The sequence below is a fragment of the Paenibacillus sp. J22P277 genome (assembly GCF_059383675.1).
The window spans coordinates 511,360-530,155 of sequence record NZ_JBXENS010000003.1 but is presented as its reverse complement, the minus strand read 5'-3'; the positions used below and the strand labels follow the sequence as shown (position 1 = coordinate 530,155).

The window sequence follows — 18,796 nt, the reverse complement described above, 5'->3', positions numbered from 1 at the left end:
GCGCCCTTCATTCGCGATTACATTAATCCTCGATGTCGGCCCAGAACTCCTCGTCCGCGTCCAGCGTGATCTGCGAGCGGAATTTGCGGAGCTGATACTGTTTGTAGAGATACTGTTCGATCGCTTCCAGCAAATTGGCTTCGATCAAATACTGGCTCCGGCCATTCACCCACACTTCGGCGGTAAAGCCGTATTGTTCCTCCCAGGACAGCTGAACTTCGACATCCGTAGGCGAGACGCCTCTGCGTTCTGCCATATGGAGGCAAACGGCATTAATGATCTCGTCCGTATAGAGACGCATGATTAGTAGGGTTTCCGGTTGCCGGGGTGGGCCGGCCGTTTACGGTTTCGGAAGTAGCGCACGATGCCGCTGATGGCCATAATGATGACGTAGATGGCCAAGACGTTGACGAGCAGGCCGACGATGTTGCCGAAGAAGCCCATGTTGCCGAACAAGCCGCCGAACATCAAGCCTGCCAGGCCGCCGATCATGAGTCCTTTCATGAAGCTGCCTCCGCTGAAGAAACCGCGGTTCGCGTTCGTCGTCGTGCCGGCTTTCGTGGTTCCGGTGCCGGAAGTGCTCTTGTTGATATTATCCGCGGGCTTGGATGGCGCCGGCGTGTAGCTCTGCCTCGGCGATGATTTGATTCCGCCCCCGCGCGGTTTGGCGTCTGCGGCGCTTGCGCTGAACGCGAAGAACAGCGCGAACGCCATCAATACTAAAATCCCCTTCTTCATCTGCAAGTCTCCTCCTGTTATTCTGCTTCGTCTAGACTTATTGCGCCTTGGTACATTTACGTTTAATATAATCAAAGGTTTCAGTTTTCATTCTTCATTCTAGAAGACGTTGGCGAAAACGGGGGATTGCGATGAAAAACGGCCGGTATCCGGAGGCTTACGAGTCTTTTCTATACGAGTTTCACGCCACGAGAGACTATTTTGAATGCCATGAGCTGCTGGAGGAATATTGGAAGGACCATGCCGGAGACGGCTTCGGGGATGCGTGGGTCGGCCTGATTCAGCTGGCGGTCGGATCCTACCATTACCGCCGGGGCAATCGGCGGGGTGCCGCGATGATGTTGCGCCAATCCCGCAACCGGCTGGCCGCGCGGCAGCTGGAGGAGCTGGGCCTCGATGGCGGAGTGTTGATGGCCATGCTGGACAGCGTGATGGCCGCCATCGAGCGCTCCGAGCCGTTCGCCGATCTGAACCTTCCGCTGGAGGACGGCCTGCTGCTCGAACGGCTGAAGGCGGCTGCCGCGGCGAACGGCCATGCATGGGGGGCGCCGAGCGGAACGGACGAGGCGCTGATTCACCGGCATGCGCGCCGGGATCGCAGCGAGGTCATTGCCGCTAGGGCGGCTGCCGCGGAGGCGAAGAAGAGACGGCTGGCCGATTGACGGCCCGCTCGCCATACTTGTCGCAAGCGCGGCGATGACTTCCTTAATATAATGAAAAAAAAGCTTCGCTTCGCACGGTGACGATGCAACCCGTGCAAAGCGAAGCTTTCTTGTTTTACGCGGATACCTCTTGCTTGTAACCGTCGACGACGACGTCCAGCTTGCCCGTGGTCGGATGGATGATCATGCCGTGCACCGGCGTGCCGGGCGGCAGCAGCGGGTGGTTCTTGATGATGCCCACGCTTCGCTCGACGCTGTCCTGCACGTTATCGAAACCGGTCAGCCAACGCTCCAGGTGCATGCCTGAATTGCTGAGGGTCCGGATCGTTTCCTGCGATACGCCGCGCTCCAGCATGTGCTGGATCACGAGCTCCGAATTCAAGCCCGTCATGCCGCACTCATGATGGCCGATGACGAGGACTTCCTCGGCGCCGAGTTCGTAAACGGCGACGAGGATGCTGCGCATGATGTTGCCGAAAGGTTGGGTGACGATCGCGCCGGCGTTCTTGATGATTTTGGCATCGCCATTGCGCAGATTGAGCGCTTTGGGGAGCAGCTCGGTCAGGCGCGCATCCATGCAGGTGACGATGGCGACTTTTTTGTCGGGGAACTTCGTGGTCCGGTATTGCTCGTAATCGCGATTCTCCACGAACTGCGCATTAAAGGCTAGCATGTTTTCAACTGTACTCAAGCGAGCTCCTCCTCCCATGCATTGCCGCATGTATGTCTGTTTTCTTCTTGGCCCGTCCTGGCGGACCGCAGGCGTTCAATTCAACTTCAGCAGGCGCAAATTCGCGGTATAAATCTGGCTGTCGCTCTTCAGGACGAAAGCGTTGCGCGACGCGTTATAGTCGATCTTGAGCTCGGGCTCGAAGAACACCTCGTAATTCGGCTCGTACCATACCGGGTAGGGCGTCCCTTCTCCGAGTTTGTCGTTCGGATCCGGTTCGCGGACGAGGGCCAGCGTAGGCACGCCGTTCATGACGCAGCCGCAGCCCTCCGTGTCGTAAAGCAGCTTCAGGCTTTTGTCGCCTTCGGCAAGCGGCTCGCGCAATCGTTCCGCGGCGTTCGATGTAAAGGTAAAATGCATGATCAGGACTCCTTCCGCTTGTACGCCATTTGAATCAGGATTAAAGTTGATTATACGGTTTGCAAAAAGTATGATCAAGTAGCAGTACGATAACATGCGCGGAAAGGCGATGATCGGAATGACGACTAAGCAAGAAAACGGAGTCCTTCAACGGTTTACGGAGCGAATCGGTCTTATCAAGAGCTACGAAGAAGCGCTGGGCGTCTTGTATTGGGATTTGCGCACGGGAGCGCCGCGCAAGGGGATGGAAGTCCGTTCCGAGGCCATCGGCAATTTGTCCGGGCAGATGTTCAAGCTGTCCACGGCGCCGGAGCTGGGCGAATGGCTGACGTCGCTTGAGGAGCCGGCTACATACGCGGAATTGAACGACGTACACCAAAGGCTCGTGAAGGAAACGCGCAAGGAGTACGACCGCAGCGTTAAGATTCCGCCAAAGCTGTACCAGGAATACGTCGTGCTGACCTCGCAGGCGGAGTCCATGTGGGAAGAAGCGAAGAAAAGCAGCGATTATGCGTCGTTCGAGCCGTATTTGGACAAAATCATCACCTATACGAATCAATTCATCGATTTGTGGGGCGTCAAGGGCACGCGCTACGATACGCTGCTCGATATGTACGAGCCCGGCATGACGACAGAGCAGCTGGACCGGGTGTTCGGCGGCTTGCGCGAGAAGCTCGTTCCGCTGTCCGCGGCGATCGCCGACTCCCCGCATCAGCCGGAAACCGGCTTCCTGGAGCAAACCTACGAGAAGGACGCGCAGAAGAAGTTCAGTCTGTTCATACTTGAGCAGATGGGCTTCGATTTCGGAGCCGGACGTCTGGACGAGAGCGCGCATCCGTTCGCGACGGGCCTCAATCCGGGCGACGTGCGGATTACGACGCGTTACTTGACGGATGACGTGACCAGCGCGCTGTTCGGCACGATTCACGAAGGCGGACATGCGCTGTATGAACAAAATATCCGCCAGGATCTGGTCGGCACGACGCTCGCGACGGGGACGTCGATGGGCATCCACGAGTCGCAGTCGCGGTTCTGGGAGAACGTGATCGGCCGCTCGATGAGCTTCTGGAGCCGTTATTACGGCGATTTGCAGCGACATTTCCCGGGGCAGCTGGACGTGTCCGTGGAAGATTTCTACCGCGCGACCAACGTCGTGCAGCCGTCGCTGATCCGGATCGAAGCGGACGAACTGACGTACAACCTGCACATCATCATCCGCTACGAGATCGAGAAGCAGATCTTCAACGAAGGCGTGAAGGCTTCCGAGCTGCCCGCGCTGTGGAACGCGAAGTACAAGGAATACCTCGGCATCGAGCCGCAGCATGACGGCGAAGGCGTTTTGCAGGACGTTCACTGGTCCGGCGGGGCGTTCGGCTACTTCCCTTCGTATTCGCTCGGCAACATGTACGCGGCGCAATTTACGGATACGCTCGAGCGCGAGCTGCCGAATTTCTGGGAGCTGGTCGAGAAGGGCGATCTGCATCCGATCAAAGCCTGGCTGACGGACAAAGTCTATCAGTACGGCAAGCTCAGAACGCCGTCCGAGCTGATCGAGGGCATTACGGGCAAGCCGCTCGACCCGGATTACCTAGTCGCGTATCTGAAGAAGAAATACACCGCCATTTACAAGCTGTAATCGTCAACCGCAGCAGCAAGGCCGCTTTCGCCGTACGGGCGAAGGCGGCCTTTTTCGTTTGGGTATTTCCATTCTGGCGGGGACATGCTGTTTACCGAGCGGACCAACCTTTTATTGCGGCGACTTTCCTTTCTCCATCAGCTGCCTAAGCTTCGTCTCCGTCGGGGAATCGGGATCCGGCGTGTAGATGCTGCAGCGCAGGTCCGAATTGCCCTGGAGCTGCAGGGAGGTGAGATGGAACAGCATTTTGCCCGCCCTGGCATGCCGGAATTCGATCAGCACCTCGGGGGCCGCGCTGACCCGGCTTTTCTCCCACAGCGGATTGAAATCGGGATAGGCGGCGGTCATGTCGCGGAGAAACGTCTCGTACCAGTCGTCGTCGACGTACTGTCCGTAGTAAGCGCGGAAGATCGCCAGAAATCCGCTGATGAAATGCTCCCAGTTGCCGGCCAGACGGCGGAATTCCTTGCGTTCAAACAGCAGCGCGATCATGTTGCGCTTCTCTGCCGGTATGCGCTCGAAATCCATGAACACGTGGGAAGCCGCTTCGTTCCAGCCGACGATATGGCAGTGCCGGTCCGAGATGATCGTCGGGCAGGTCTGCAGCTCGTCCAGGATGCGGCGCAGCGGCGGGCTGATGCCGGCCGTGTCTTCGCGCAGCGATGAGAAGCCGGCGCCGGACTCCAAGGCGAGCGCGAACAGGTATTTCCGCTCGTCGGCATCGAGGCGCAGCGCGGAGGACACGGCTTCCAGCACGGAAGCGGACACTTTGATATCGCGCCCCTGCTCCAGCCAGGTGTACCACGTCGGGCTGACGCCTGCCAGCTGGGCGACCTCCTCACGGCGCAATCCCGGCGTTCTTCGGCGCGTCCCGGGAGTCAATCCGGCATCCTGCGGCGACAGCTTGGCGCGCTGCGCCATGAGGAAGCTGGAGAGGGCTTTCAATCTCGTGGGCTGGTTCATTGCAAAGCTCCTTTGGACCGAATCATAATGTGGTAGTCATTATACTAGGATAATTGACAACTTGTAATAGGATAACATGTATGTCAACATAGCACCACAAGGCAAGTAGAAGGAGGAAGTCGGCAATGGAGAAAGTATTCATCACGGGCATGGGGACCGTTTCCCCGCTCGGAAACACGGTGGAAGGTTACTGGGAGGCTTTGAAGCGGGGAGCGTCCGGCGTCGGACCGATCGATCGGTTCGATCCGGCGCGGCACAAAACCCGCATCGCGGGACTCGTCAAGGATTTCGATGCCGAGGCTCTGTTCGGGAGAAAGGAAGCGCGGCGCATGGACCGCTTCTGCCAGTTTGCCCTGGCGGCCGCGGATCAAGCCTGGACTGATGCAGGGCTCAATGCCGATTCCATCGACGCCGAGCGCGTAGGCGTCTATGTCGGCTCGGGCATCGGCGGATTGGATACGCTGCTTGCCCAAGACGCGGTACTTCAGGAACGCGGCCCCGATCGCGTCAGCCCGACGCTCGTCCCGATGATGATCGCCAACATGGCGGCGGCGATGATCAGCATCCGTTTCGGGCTGCACGGCCCTACGATGGCCCCGGTAACGGCCTGCTCCATCGGCAATACGTCGATCGGCGAGGCGTTCCGTCTGATCCGTTACGGATTGGCCGACGTTGTCATCGCCGGCGGCACGGAAGCGGCCGTCAACGAAATTTCGCTGGCGAGCTTCAGCAACGCGACGGCATTGTCCGGACGCAACGACGAGCCGACCAAGGCCAGCCGGCCGTTCGACGGCGGACGCGACGGATTCGTCATGGCGGAGGGAGCCGGCATCGTCGTCCTGGAATCCGAGTCGCATGCCCGCAAGCGGAACGCGCGGACGTACGCGGAGGTTATCGGCTACGGGGCCAGCTCCGACGCGTATCATATGGTAGCGACGCATCCGGAAGGCTACGGTCCTTTCCTCGCCATGAAGGCCGCGCTCAAGGAAGCGGGCATCGGCACGGAGCAAGTGGACGTGATTTTCGCGCACGCGACCAGCACGGAGCTCGGCGATTTGTCGGAGACGCGGGCGATCAAGCGGCTCTTCGGCGAGCGGGCTTACGACGTCCCGGTGACGGCAGTGAAATCGATGACCGGCCATATGCTCGGCGCAGCCGGCGGCACGCAGGCCATCGCGCTGGTAAAGAGCCTGCAGGAGGGGCTTATCCCGCCGACGATCAATCTGGAGAATCCGGATCCCGAATGCGATCTGGATTACGTGCCGCTCGCGGCCAGGCAGGCGAAGCTCTCCATCGGCGTCAGCAATTCATTCGGCTTCGGCGGCCATAATGCCGTCATCGTCTTGAAATCGGTTGACTCGCCGTAAGCGTGAGCGGTACCATAGGAAGAACAAACCAAGCCGGGGCGGTTGCGTCCCCGGCTTTTTATCTAGGAGAAGCGCATGGGAATTCGAGTGATCAAAACCGCGATAGCCGCGCTCGGCGCATTGTACACCGCATACTATCTGGGGCTGAATCCGGCGCTGTCCGCCGGATTGCTTGCCATTCTCGGCGTCGAGGTGACGCGGATGCGCGGCTTGAAGAGCGCCATTATCCGCATCGCCGCTTCCGTGCTTGGACTGGCATTCGCGTCGCTGCTGTTTCTGACGCTCGGCTTTCACCTGTGGACGATCTCGATCTTTATCCTGTTGACGATTCCGGTCCTGTCGCGGGCCGGCTTGAAGGACGGCATCGCGACGAGCGCCGTCATCGTCTTCCACGTCTATGCGCGCGAGGAAGTGACCCTCGGGCTGATCGGCAACGAGATCATGCTGCTGCTCACGGGCCTCGGCTGGGCGACGGTCATTAATTTGGTTTATATGCCGAAGGACGACCATAAGCTGCTCGAGCTTCGTCACGCGACGGAGGAGAACTTCGCGGAGATTTTCCGCAAGCTGGCCCAAACGCTCCGCGCGCCGGCGCTCGTCTGGGACGGGCAGGAGCTGCTGGACGCCGGCCATGCCATCGAAGAAGGAAGCCGCCGCGCGGAGATCAACCGCGAGAACCGGATCTGGGCGCACGGCGGCGGAGACAGCCGGTATTGGTCGCGCTACTTCGATATGCGACAGCTGCAGCTGGAAGCGATCGGACAAATGCTGTCCCATCTGTCGTTCGTCTACGAATCGCTGCCGCAAGGCGAGTACGCCGCCGAATTGTTCGACCATTTGTCCGGCGACGTCAAATCGGCCGTCTACGAGGGCGGCGTGGAGGACATGATCAAGCAGCTGGAAGCGCGGTTCAAAATCATGCCGCTGCCCGTTACGCGCGAGGAATTCGAAATGCGGGCCGCGCTTTTCCTGCTGCTGCAGGATTTGAAGCGCTACTTGGCGATCGCGAAACGGCTGAAGAAGCAGAAGAGCGGCCCATTGGCCGCGGCCGAAAATGAACCCGCATAACGCCAAGAAGCCGCCGGCTTCGGCCGCAACGGGGAAGATGTCCAAACCTCCTCTTGAACGCATGCATATAATGACATATATGACATGTTTCAAAGGGGGATGCTCATGCCAGTTTACGATACCGGCCCCATCGAAAATCGTTCGCCGCGCACGACGAATCTCGTGATCCGGCTCATGAACGGCGGGCGGGACAACGCGATCGCTTCCATCCAAGCGTATACCGTCGCTTCCGCTTCGGCAGGGTTCAGCAATCCGATCATCTACGAGGTCTATCTGGTTCATTTGTTTCCTTTTAACACGCAGGAGAGCACGTTTTCGCTCGTGGATCTCCCGGCCGATCTCGACGTCTTCGGCGTGCGGGTCGTCACGAGCGGACTGGCGGGCGATAACGTGTCCGTGGCGGTGACCCAAATCGGCGCCGGCGGTACCGTTATTGCCGCGCGCGACTTGACGGGGGAAATGTCCCGCGTCGGGCGGCTATTGTTTGCGTACAACGCCAACAATAGCCAGGATACGGTAACGGTCGTTAATACGGAAGCCAATACGATCGCGGCGACGGTCGCCTTGCCCGCGGGAAGCGGTCCGATCGCGGTCGGGATCACGTCGGACGGAACGCGCGCGTACGTCGCGAATTTCGGCTCCGATTCCGTCGCGGTCGTGGACACGGCCTCCAATACCGCATCTGGTTCCATCGCGTTGACGCCCGGGAGCACGCCGGCGGGGATCGCCGTTACGCCCGATAGTCTATTTGCCTACACGGGCAATTTGGGGAACGACACCGTCTCGGTCATCGACACGGTCGCCAATGTATTGTTGACGGACATTCAGCTTGACGCCGGCAGCAGGCCCTTCGGGTTGGCCGTGACGCCGGACGGCCTGCGCGTCTACGTCGCGGAGAGCGGACTGAATGCCATATCCATCATCTCGACGCAGTCCAATTCCGTCATCGGCAGCATTCCTTTGCCGGACGCGCTTCTGCCGATCGCGGTCGCGTTTCTGCCCGATGGCAGCCGCGCGTACGTCGTCAGCCAGAACAGCGATTCCGTCACGGTCATCGATACGGCGTCCGACATGATCGTGACGACGATATTGGCCGGCGTCGCGCCGTTCGGCATCGCCGTCGGCGTGACCGCGATCGCGCGCGAGGATAGACCCGCGGGAAGCGTACCCGTCACCGTGCCGGCTGCGACGTCGATGACGGCGATCGCGTCATTGAGCTGCGTGGATACATAGGCAACGGCGCCGTCCGGCGTAAACGCGACGGAAACCGGTCTGCCCACGGTCGTGATTTCCATGAGCACGGCGTTGGCGGCCGTATTGATGACGATGACGGAATTCGAGAGATTGCCGGCGACGAACGCCCGCGATCCGTCCGGAGATCCTCTTGTTCTGAATCTGCCGCTGCCGCAAGGAAAACGGCATGATCGAGCGGCCGGGAGTCATCGAAACAAGCGTCGAACCATACAATATAATAGTCGGGAACACGAAAACGGCGGTCCGGCAGCGGCCGCCGTTTCACTTCAGCCGGAAGGAGACGTCCGACCGCGCAAGTTTCGCGAACGGCCGATTGCCGAGGCCGAATCCTCGCTTCCGGGCCGCCGTGCGCGCAATCGATTCCCGTTCTATCCGGAAGTTCCGGCATTCAAAGAACAATATCTATTTGTTCTTCTTAGTTTAATCAACAAACGCCTATGTCCTGCATACACTTTAATTGAATGATTGTATGGAGGAGGTTAGATCGATGGCTTATGCAGATAAACAGCTTAAGGCTAGAGAAATCATTACCAAAGCTGTCTGCGGAAAAGGTCGTAAGTTTTCCACAGTAACCCACAACGTTACGCCGCCCCATCATCCCACGAGCATTTTGGGCGCATGGATTATTAACCATCAATACGAGGCGGTCCGTTCAGGGGACGGGATCGAGGTTATCGGTACTTACGATATCAACATTTGGTATTCTTACAACAAAAACTCGCAAACCGACGTAGCTAAAGAAACGCTTTCTTACGTCGAACACGTGCCGCTTTCCTATCTCGATCCGAAGCACCGGGCTTCGACCGAGGAAGTGTCCGCGGAATCGACGCAGGAGCCAAATTGCATCGAAGCCAATATTTCGTCCAGCGGTTCGGGCGTCGTCATTCGCGTGGAGCGCGAATTCGCGGTCGAGCTGATCGCCGAGACGAAAATATGGGTTGCGACGCTGCCGGGCGGCAACGACGACGGCAAAGATTTCGAGTACGGAGACGACGGAGATTTCGAAGATTTGGATCCGGAACTGCTCGACGACGAACTGTAATTCTCGCGGGTTACTGGTCTGATGTATCGTATGCGCGGGCAGGGAAAGATTCGAGGGCGAGAGCCCTCTTTTTTTTCCCGAAATACAATCATTCGCGGTTATTTTCGAAACGGACGGAGTGTTGGCCGGTGGCGGGCAGCGTGTGGTTATGGGATGGAAAAGCTTATCGCCTGTGCGCGGGCCGGCAGACGGCGGGGGATGACGGCGCCGAGCCGGACGGCTGCGATGCCGTCTTGCTCGGAGCGGGCGCTTCCGGCGCGGCGTTAGCCGAGCGGCTGGGGGACCGGCGAACGCTCGTCCTGAATGCCGGCGCGTCCGCGTTCGCCGGCTGGAGCCGGCAGGACGTCGTTCGGCGGCTGCGGCGCGCGGGCGCTGCCGTTCAAGCGCCGGATCAACCGGGCACGCGGCGGTACGCGGTATCGTTGTTTCACCTGCTGCCGCTCGCGGTCGAGAAGACCGGCGTCAAGGGACGAGCCTTGCGCCCGAACCGGCCGTCGTCAGAGCCGCAGGCGGAGCCGAATTCGGTGCCGGAGCAGGATGCCCGTTACCGTCCGCTCGTCCGGCTGGCGGCGCGCGCTTTGTACGCCTGCGGGCTGGACAACGGAATCGTCGAATTGGCGGAGGACGGCGACGGGAAATGCGCCGTTGCCGGGCTCCGGCTGCCGGAAGAGACGGATTACTTGCGCGGCATATGGCGCGATGCGGCGAACGGCTTGGCCCGACAGCTGCTCGCGCAGTACGAGTCCGGCCGAACCGAAGCCGAGCCGTCCATACTCCTTGGCGCCGATCCCGAGTTTCTGCTGCTAACGGACGGAGGCAAGGTCGTGTCCGCGGCGCGGTACCTCGAAGGCGGACACGGCGCCGGCTGCGACGCGGTCATGGTCGGCGGGCAGGTCAAATACCCGATCGCCGAGCTGCGCCCGGCGCCGTCCCCGACGCCCGAAGGCCTGGCGCGCAATCTGCGCATGCTGCTGCGCCGGGCCGCGCTGCTTATCCCGGACCGGCCGCCGCTGCGCTGGGCGGCGGGGGGCATGCCGGCCGCGGGCTTCTCGCTCGGCGGCCATCTGCATCTGAGCGGCGTGCCGTTGACCGGCAGGCTGCTGCGCCAGCTTGACAGCTACGTCGCGTTTCCGCTCGCGATGATCGAATCGCCGGCCGAGCGGGCGAGGCGGCCGCGCTACGGCGCGCTCGGCGATTTCCGGCTGCAGCCGTACGGCGGCTTCGAGTACCGGACGCTGCCGAGCTGGCTCGCTTCGCCGCTCGCCGCGAAGGGCGCCTTCGCGCTGGCGCTGCTGTGCGCCAAGGAGAGCGGTTCGCTGGCGTATTTGCCGTCCGAGGACGAGCTTTATCTTGCGGCCTATTATGCGGGGGACCGCGAGGCGCTGGCCGGCTGCCTCGACCGGCTCGCCGCGTCGATGGCGGGCACCCGGTCTTACGCGGAGCTGGCCCGGTGGATCGAGCCGCTGCTGGCGGCGATCCGCGCGGGGCGGACCTGGGATGCCGAGGCGGATATTCGAACGAAATGGCGGGTAAGCCGATAGACTTGCGGGAGCGCTCCAAGAGGGGGCGCTTTTCTGCTATAATGGAGCTCTGGTGTTTAACGCACGATTAATCGATATAGGAGGGGCCGCATGACTGCATACACCCCCATGATCCAACAATATTTGGCCATCAAGGAAGGCGCGCGGGACGCGATTCTCTTCTTCCGGCTCGGCGATTTCTACGAAATGTTCTTCGATGACGCCATCAACGCGTCCCGCGAGCTGGAGATTACGCTGACCGGCCGCGAGGGCGGCGGCGAGAAGAAAATTCCGATGTGCGGCGTGCCGTACCATTCGGCTGAAGGATACATAGCAAGATTGATAGAGAAAGGTTTCAAGGTGGCGATATGCGAGCAGGTCGAGGACCCGTCCGCGGCCAAAGGCGTCGTTCGCCGCGAAATCATCCGCGTCGTGACGCCGGGCACCGTCATGGAATCGAAGTCGCTCGCGGAGAAAGCGAACAATTTCATCGTCTCCGTGTCGGAGCTGGGCGACAATTACGGCGTCGCCGCCTGCGACCTGACGACCGGCGAGCTGTACGTGACTTCCTTTGCCGCGGCGGCGGAATCGCTGGCGGACGAGATCAACGTGTACCATCCGTCGGAGATCGTCGGCGATGCCGCCGTCCTCGAACGGCTGCGCGCGGCGGCTTCGGGCTGGAACCGGCCCGTGCTGTTCACGGACCGCGAGCCGATGGACGACGACCTGCTTCGGCGGCAATTCGGCCAGCTGGAGCTGGAGTCCCTGGCACCGGCCAGGCACCGGGCGGTCAGCCTGCTCACGGGCTACCTCGACGAGACGCAGAAGCGTTCGCTCGGCCATGTACGCCGGATTTCGGTCTACGAGCCGAATCAGTTCATGATCTTGGATCCGTTCACGCGCCGCAACCTGGAATTGACGGAAACGGTGCGCGACCGCAGCAAGAAGGGCTCGCTGCTGTGGCTGCTCGACCGCACGCGCACGTCGATGGGCGCGCGCTTGCTTCGCAGGTGGATCGACAAGCCGCTGCTGTCCAAAGCGCAGATCGACGAACGGCTGGAAGCAGTCGAGCAGCTGTACCTCAGCTTCATTCTTCGGGACGAGCTGCGCGGCGAGCTGAGCGAAATCTACGATCTGGAGCGTCTCGTGGGCAGAGTCGCGTACGGCAGCGCCAACGGGCGCGACCTCAATGCGCTGAAGACGTCGCTGCAGCACGTCCCGGCGCTGACGGCGCTGTGCGCGGAATCGGATTCGGCCACGCTGCGCAAGCTGGTCGCCGGCTTGGACGACTGCTCCGACCTGGCGGGGATGATCGGGACGGTCATCGTGGACGAGCCGCCGGTTTCCGTGCGCGAGGGCGGGTTGATCCGGGCGGGCTACGATGCGTATCTCGATGAGCTGCGCGAAGCCAGCGTCAACGGGAAGAAATGGCTGGCCGAGCTGGAGCGCAAGGAACGGGAAGCGACCGGGATCAAGTCGCTCAAGATCGGGTACAACAAAGTGTTCGGCTATTACCTGGAAGTGTCCAAGGCGAACATCGGCAGCTTGCCCGAGGGCCGTTACGAACGGAAGCAGACGCTTACGAACGCGGAACGTTACGTCACGCCGGAGCTCAAGGAGAAGGAGACGCTCATCCTGGAAGCCGAGGACAAGATGGTCGATCTGGAATACGCCAAGTTCGTCGAGCTGCGCGATCATCTGACCGCGCATCTGCACCGGCTGCAGAAGCTGGCCGAGGTGATCGCCGCGCTGGACGTGTACCAATCGCTCGCCACGGTGAGCGGGGAGCGGCGCTACGTGAAGCCGATTGTGACGGAAGGCTACGATTTCGTCGCCGCGGAAGGCCGCCATCCCGTCGTGGAAGCGGTCATGGACGGCGCGGCCTTTATCGCGAACGAGACGAAGCTGGTGAAGGAAGGTTCCTCCATGCTGCTGATCACCGGACCGAACATGGCCGGCAAAAGCACGTACATGCGCCAGGTGGCGCTGATCAGCATCATGGCGCAGATCGGCTGCTTCGTTCCGGCCAAGCAGGCGGAAGTGCCGCTCGTCGACCGGATCTTCACGCGCATCGGCGCCGCGGACGACCTGATCGGCGGGCAGAGCACGTTCATGGTGGAGATGAAGGACATCCAGGTCATGACGGAGAAAGCGACCGCGCAAAGCCTGGTCATCATCGACGAGCTCGGCCGGGGAACGTCGACGGGCGAGGGGATGGCGATCGCGCAGGCGGTCATCGAATATGTTCATCACGAAGTGGGCTGCAAGGCGCTCGTCTCGACGCATTTCCACGAGCTGGCGCATCTCGGCGACACGCTGCCGCATCTTGCGAACGCATGCATGGCGGTACAGGAGACGGGCGACAATGTCACGTTCCTGCGCAAACTGGTGCCGGGCGCGGCGGGCAGCAGCTACGGCATCTACTGCGCGCAGCTTGCCGGGCTGCCGGGAAGCATCATCGAGCGCGCCTATTCGCTGCTCGACTTGCATGAACAGCACGAGACCGCCGCGGCCACGGCAGAACTGCCGTATATGCGTGCTGCGCTTGAATCCGGAGCAGCAGCCGCGTTCAACGGCGGCGGGAAGGCGGCGGGCCGCACGGGAGATTTGGCACAGCTGGCCAGTGCAACCGCCGGCGCTGCCGAGACGGCGGCCGCCTATGGCGCCCCGGCAATCGAGAAGGTGACGTCCGCGCCGCCCGCCGCAGCCGGCGTCGTGCAGCTCTCGATCTTCGAGGAGCCGGCACCGGCAGCCGCGGCCGCGGAGACCGGCAAAGCGCGCAAGGCCAGCCCGCGCGCGGAGCAGCTGGCCGACCAGCTGCGCAAGCTCGATCTGTTCAACCTGACGCCGATGCAGGCGATGCAGTGGCTGAACGAGATGAAGCTGAAACTAAACGAATAGCGGCAGGTCGAACCGGGTCATGCATGCTTGCGTGCTTGCCCGTTCTAATGCCGGCAACATATCGATCAAGAAAGTAAGGAGGGTTCGGCTACATGAGCAAAATCCGCATATTGGACGAGCAGCTGGCCAACCAGATCGCCGCGGGCGAGGTCGTGGAGCGGCCATCCTCCGTCGTCAAGGAGCTGGTCGAGAACGCCGTGGACGCCGGCAGCTCCACGATCGACATCGTCATCGAGGAAGGCGGCTTGTCGCTGATCCGCGTCACGGATAACGGCAGCGGCATCGACGGGGACGATATCGAGACGGCGTTTTATCGCCACGCGACAAGCAAGATAGCATCGAGCAAGGATTTGTTTCGCATCGCCAGCCTCGGCTTCCGCGGCGAAGCGCTGCCGAGCATCGCGGCGGTCGCCAAGGTAACGTGCATCTCCGCGCCGGACAACGGCGGCCTCGGCCGCAGGCTGGTCATCGAGGGCGGCACGATCGCGGCGAACGAAGAGACGAATGCGCCCCAAGGCACGGACGTCACCGTGCGGGAGCTTTTCTATAACACCCCCGCGCGACTTAAGTACATGAAGACCATTCAAACGGAGACCGGCCATATCGCCGATTACGTGAACCGTCTGGCGCTGGCGCATCCCGGCATCGCCTTCACGCTCAAGCATAACGGCAGCACGCTGCTGCGCACGCTCGGCAGCGGCGACCGGCTTCAGACGTTCGCCGCCATTTACGGCTCGGCGACTGCGAAAGCGATGCTGCCCGTGGAGGGCGAGCATCCGGACTACGAGCTGCGCGGCTGCATCTCGAAGCCGGAGCAGACGCGCTCCAACCGCAATGGCATCACCATCGTCGTGAATGGACGCTATATCAAGAGCTTCGTCCTGAACCAGGCGATGATGCAGGCTTACCATACGCTGCTGCCGATCAACCGGTTTCCGCTTGCGGTGCTGGAGCTCGGCATGCATCCGTCCTTGCTGGACGTAAACGTGCATCCGTCCAAGATGGAGGTTCGCTTCAGCAAAGAGGCGGAGCTGCGCGAATTCGTCGAGGACGCGATCCGGCGCGCGCTCGGCAAGCAGCGCCATATTCCGGGCCCCGCCGAGCCTGCCGAACGGTCGAAACCGGCGTTCGTCCAGGACCGGATCTCGTTCCATCAGCCGGAGCCGGTGCAGGGACCGGGCATGGAGATGTCCGCGGCGAGACGGATGCTTCAAGAAGAAACGGGGATCAATCGCGGTCGGACCGAGTCCAGTCAACCGTCCGGCGGTACGTTCGGCTCGGGTCAAGCCGCTCCCGGACGGGGCTTGTCCGCCTCGGAAGTGGCCGCCGCGCTGGACAAAGCGGAGCAGAGCTTCGGCGGCCATGCAGCGGCTAAGCCGTGGGAGAACGCGCCGCGCAGCTCGAACTCCCCTGCTTCGGCATGGTCCAATGCCGAGAAGACGGCCATTCCGCGGGATGCGACGGAACGGCTGTACGCGCCGCCTTCTTCGCAGCGGGAGCCGTGGCGCGATGCGGATCGCGCGGGTAGCGGCGCTGTATCATCCGCGCATTCGGACGACGCGGAGCGAGATGCCGCCGGCGGTTTATCGGCTGCAGGGGAGATGCAGGCAAGCAACGGTAGTTCTGTGATTTCGGATGAGCCCATGAAATCTGATGCACAGGCATCGGCAGCGGGTCTCTTCAGAGAGCCCGAAGCCGAGTACCGGACAGACGCCGCCGCGAGGACGTCCGGCGGCGCGTCCGCTTCCGAGACCCATTCGCCGGTTCCGGCGACTCCGGCTTTCCCCGAGCTATATTGGATCGGGCAGCTGCACGGCACGTACATCGTCGCCCAGAACGAGGAGGGGCTCTTCCTCATCGACCAGCATGCGGCCCACGAACGGATCAACTACGAGTATTATTTGGATAAATTCGGCCGTCCGGAGCAGGCGAGCCAGCAGCTGCTCGTGCCGCTGACGCTGGAATTCACGGCGACCGAGGCCGGGGCCTTGCGGGGCAAGCTGCATCTGCTGGAGGAAGCGGGCGTCGAGCTGGAGCCGTTCGGCGCCAATACGTTCCTCGTGAGAGCTTATCCGGAATGGCTGCCCGCGGGCGAGGAAGGGGACGTCATCGAAGAGATGGCGGAGTGGCTGCTGCAGGAGCGCGGCTCCGTCGATATCGGCAAGCTGCGGGAGAAGTCGGCGATCATGTGCTCGTGCAAGGCGTCGATCAAAGCGAACGATAGGCTGACCCGCGAAGAAGGCGAAGGCCTGCTGCGCCGGCTCGGATCGTGCTCGCAGCCCTATACTTGCCCGCACGGCCGGCCGATCGTCGTCCATATGACGACGTACCAGTTGGAGAAAATGTTCAAGCGGGTGATGTCATGATCGTCACCACGCCGCAGAAGCCAACGTCCGGGCAGACGGCATACGCGGAGGCGATCGCGGAAGAGCTCGGCGGCCGCTTCGTGCCGCGGAAGCAGGATTCCCTCCAGCTGCTGCGGCACAAATACGCGGACGCCCGCCTCCTTGTTGCAGACGATCGTGGACTGCGCTATTATGAGGAATCGGAGGAGCCGTTGTATTTTCATCCCAGCATGGCTTACGTCCGCGTGAAGCGGATGCGCAAAGGAGAACGCGATCCGTTGATCGCGCTCGCCGACTGCCGCCCGGGCGACTCGGTGGTCGACTGCACCGCCGGCCTGGGATCGGACGCCCTCGTATTCTCTTATGCGGTCGGGCCAGAAGGCACGGTCACCGCGCTGGAGAGCGAGCGCATGCTGTACACGGTCGTACGCGAAGGGTTGCGAACGTACCATACGGAGCACGAGGACGTGAACGACGCGCTGCGCCGCATCCGGATGCGGTGCGCCGATCATCTCGCGTATCTGCGCGCTCAGCCCGACAAGAGCGTCGACATCGTGTATTTCGACCCCATGTTCCGCCATCCGCTTCACGACTCGTCGGCTCTCGCGCCTTTGAGAGGACTGGCCAACGGCTCGGCGCTCGGGGAGGAATCGGTCCGCCAAGCGGTCCGCGTCGCCCGCAAACGCGTCGTGCTCAAGGAGCACGGCGGCAGCGGCGAATTCGAACGGCTCGGCTTCGAGCGCCGGCACCGCAACAAAATCGCATACGGAGTGATTATTCCATCATGAGTCCAGCATTCCAAGCGCCCGCGAAACCGAAGCTGCTCGTGCTGGTCGGGCCGACCGCGGTCGGCAAGACGCGGATGAGCCTGGACATCGCCAAAGCCTGGAACGCCGAGATCATCTCCGGCGATTCCATACAAGTGTACAAGGGCATGGACATCGGCACGGCCAAGATCAAGCCGGAGGAGCAAGAAGGCGTTCCTCATCATCTGATCGATATTAGCGATCCCCTGCATCCTTTCAGCGTCGCGGAGTTCCAAGATCGCTGCGCGGCGCTGATCCCGGAGATCGGGCGGCGCGGCAAGCTGCCGTTCATCGTCGGCGGGACCGGTCTGTACGTGGAGTCCGTGGCTTACGGCTACGACTTCGCCGAAGTCGGATCCGACGATGCGTTCCGCGAAGAAATGGCCCGGTACGCGCTGGATAACGGCGCGGAGGCGCTCCATGACAAGCTGCGAGCGGTCGACCCGGAAGCCGCGGAGCGCCTCCATCCGAACGATCAACGGCGCGTCATCCGGGCGCTCGAGGTGCATCGCCTGACGGGCATGACCTTCACCGAGCAGCAGGAAGGACAGAAAAAAACGTCGCCGTTCGAACTGTGTATTATCGGTTTGACGATGGACCGCGCCGTGCTCTACGCCCGCATCAACGAGCGGGTCGACAAGATGATCGAGGAAGGGCTCGTCGAGGAAGTTCGCGGGCTGCTGGACCGAGGCATCCCGGCCGACGCCGTTTCCATGCACGGCTTGGGCTACAAGGAGATCGCGCTATACGTGCAGGGGCATCTTACGCTAGCCGAGGCGATCGAGCTCCTGAAGCGCGATACGCGTCATTTTGCCAAGCGGCAGCTGTCCTGGTTCAGGCATATGAAAGACATTATTTGGATCGATGCAGGTGAAAATTTTAACAAGAATTTGCAAGCAATACATGCTATAATAGCAGGAAAGTTTAGGATAGAACTTGAATATACTTTTAACCAACCTTTTGACGATGGGGGTAACGCGCAATGAACAAATCTATCAACATTCAGGATACGTTTCTGAATCAACTTCGCAAAGACAGCGTGCCGGTGACCGTGTACCTGACGAACGGTTTCCAGATCCGCGGTGTCATTAAGGCATTCGACAACTTTACGATCGTCATCGATAGCGAAGGCCGCCAACAAATGGTGTACAAGCATGCCATCTCGACGTTTACCCCGCAGCGCAACGTATCGCTTATGCAGGTTCAGGACAACGAAGCTTAAGGAGTCGGCTGGGATGTTTTGAAACCTTTTCCTTACACGCATCGTTTAATTGGATATCGGCACGAAAGAGCAGCCTTGCGCACGTGCGGGGCTGCTCTTTAATTTGAAGGATTTTCAAGTTTCAGTCCATCCGTTGCCGTTTACACATATAGGGTATAAATAGAGAGAAGCGGCTGACTCGC

General features: G+C 61.2%; 18 protein-coding genes. 13 read left to right on the top strand and 5 right to left on the bottom strand.

Annotated features, from left to right (window positions below; all coding sequences use genetic code 11):
• Nucleotides 1-22: 22 nt before the first annotated feature.
• The gene (locus AC50YL_RS11400; protein ID WP_494831985.1) at nt 23-301 is read right to left on the bottom strand and encodes a YxcD family protein; all 279 of its coding nucleotides are present in this window, start codon (nt 299-301) and stop codon (nt 23-25) included.
• Between the two features lie 2 nt (nt 302-303).
• Entirely contained in the window at nt 304-738 is a 435-nt protein-coding gene (locus tag AC50YL_RS11395; protein WP_494831983.1) for a hypothetical protein, read from the bottom strand.
• Nucleotides 739-869: 131 nt separating this feature from the next.
• Here AC50YL_RS11395 and AC50YL_RS11390 point away from each other — a divergent pair, with 131 nt between their 5' ends.
• Entirely contained in the window at nt 870-1,400 is a 531-nt protein-coding gene (locus AC50YL_RS11390; RefSeq protein ID WP_494831981.1) for a DUF309 domain-containing protein, read from the top strand.
• Between the two features lie 115 nt (nt 1,401-1,515).
• On the opposite strand, the gene AC50YL_RS11385 is transcribed toward AC50YL_RS11390, so the two are convergent.
• Both AC50YL_RS11385 and AC50YL_RS11380 read right to left on the bottom strand, forming a co-directional pair.
• Nucleotides 1,516-2,073 (bottom strand): beta-class carbonic anhydrase, encoded by a 558-nt coding sequence (locus AC50YL_RS11385; RefSeq protein WP_494832546.1) that lies wholly within the window; start codon nt 2,071-2,073, stop codon nt 1,516-1,518.
• Between the two features lie 93 nt (nt 2,074-2,166).
• A complete protein-coding gene (locus tag AC50YL_RS11380) occupies nt 2,167-2,490 on the bottom strand; it encodes an iron-sulfur cluster biosynthesis family protein (RefSeq protein ID WP_494831979.1) in 324 nt (107 codons plus the stop codon).
• A gap of 118 nt (nt 2,491-2,608) precedes the next feature.
• Between AC50YL_RS11380 and AC50YL_RS11375 the strand changes: the two genes are divergently transcribed.
• Nucleotides 2,609-4,126, top strand: a complete 1,518-nt coding sequence (locus AC50YL_RS11375; protein WP_494831977.1) for a carboxypeptidase M32 — start codon at nt 2,609-2,611, stop codon at nt 4,124-4,126.
• 111 nt (nt 4,127-4,237) lie between these two features.
• Here the strand turns inward: AC50YL_RS11375 and AC50YL_RS11370 are convergent, their stop codons facing one another.
• A complete protein-coding gene (locus AC50YL_RS11370; protein WP_494831975.1) occupies nt 4,238-5,089 on the bottom strand; it encodes a helix-turn-helix transcriptional regulator in 852 nt (283 codons plus the stop codon).
• Nucleotides 5,090-5,214: 125 nt separating this feature from the next.
• Here AC50YL_RS11370 and fabF point away from each other — a divergent pair, with 125 nt between their 5' ends.
• From fabF to hfq, 11 genes are all read left to right on the top strand, one after another.
• Entirely contained in the window at nt 5,215-6,456 is a 1,242-nt protein-coding gene (gene fabF, locus AC50YL_RS11365) for a beta-ketoacyl-ACP synthase II (protein ID WP_494831973.1), read from the top strand.
• A gap of 75 nt (nt 6,457-6,531) precedes the next feature.
• Nucleotides 6,532-7,524 (top strand): aromatic acid exporter family protein, encoded by a 993-nt coding sequence (locus tag AC50YL_RS11360; protein ID WP_494831971.1) that lies wholly within the window; start codon nt 6,532-6,534, stop codon nt 7,522-7,524.
• Nucleotides 7,525-7,629: 105 nt separating this feature from the next.
• A complete protein-coding gene (locus tag AC50YL_RS11355; protein ID WP_494831970.1) occupies nt 7,630-8,757 on the top strand; it encodes a YncE family protein in 1,128 nt (375 codons plus the stop codon).
• Nucleotides 8,758-8,844: 87 nt separating this feature from the next.
• On the top strand, nt 8,845-9,243 hold the full coding sequence (locus AC50YL_RS11350) for a hypothetical protein (RefSeq protein WP_494831969.1): 399 nt from the start codon (nt 8,845-8,847) through the stop codon (nt 9,241-9,243).
• 22 nt (nt 9,244-9,265) lie between these two features.
• Nucleotides 9,266-9,820, top strand: a complete 555-nt coding sequence (locus tag AC50YL_RS11345; protein WP_161742009.1) for an outer spore coat protein CotE — start codon at nt 9,266-9,268, stop codon at nt 9,818-9,820.
• A 140-nt stretch (nt 9,821-9,960) separates the two neighbouring features.
• Nucleotides 9,961-11,361, top strand: coding sequence for a putative amidoligase domain-containing protein (locus AC50YL_RS11340; RefSeq protein WP_494831967.1), 1,401 nt, complete (start codon nt 9,961-9,963; stop codon nt 11,359-11,361).
• 90 nt (nt 11,362-11,451) lie between these two features.
• Nucleotides 11,452-14,241 carry a DNA mismatch repair protein MutS gene (gene mutS, locus AC50YL_RS11335; protein WP_494831965.1) on the top strand — a complete coding sequence of 930 codons (2,790 nt, stop codon included), beginning with the start codon at nt 11,452-11,454 and terminating at the stop codon, nt 14,239-14,241.
• 92 nt (nt 14,242-14,333) lie between these two features.
• Nucleotides 14,334-16,607: a DNA mismatch repair endonuclease MutL gene (gene mutL, locus AC50YL_RS11330; RefSeq protein WP_494831963.1), complete on the top strand. Its 2,274-nt coding sequence runs from the start codon at nt 14,334-14,336 to the stop codon at nt 16,605-16,607.
• Nucleotides 16,604-17,374, top strand: coding sequence for a class I SAM-dependent methyltransferase (locus AC50YL_RS11325; protein WP_494831961.1), 771 nt, complete (start codon nt 16,604-16,606; stop codon nt 17,372-17,374). The genes mutL and AC50YL_RS11325 overlap by 4 nt, the downstream gene beginning before the upstream one ends.
• On the top strand, nt 17,371-18,378 hold the full coding sequence (gene miaA, locus AC50YL_RS11320) for a tRNA (adenosine(37)-N6)-dimethylallyltransferase MiaA (protein WP_494831959.1): 1,008 nt from the start codon (nt 17,371-17,373) through the stop codon (nt 18,376-18,378). The genes AC50YL_RS11325 and miaA overlap by 4 nt, the downstream gene beginning before the upstream one ends.
• Nucleotides 18,375-18,614, top strand: a complete 240-nt coding sequence (gene hfq / locus AC50YL_RS11315; RefSeq protein ID WP_090635997.1) for an RNA chaperone Hfq — start codon at nt 18,375-18,377, stop codon at nt 18,612-18,614. Before miaA ends, hfq begins: the two co-directional genes overlap by 4 nt.
• Nucleotides 18,615-18,796 lie beyond the last annotated feature (182 nt).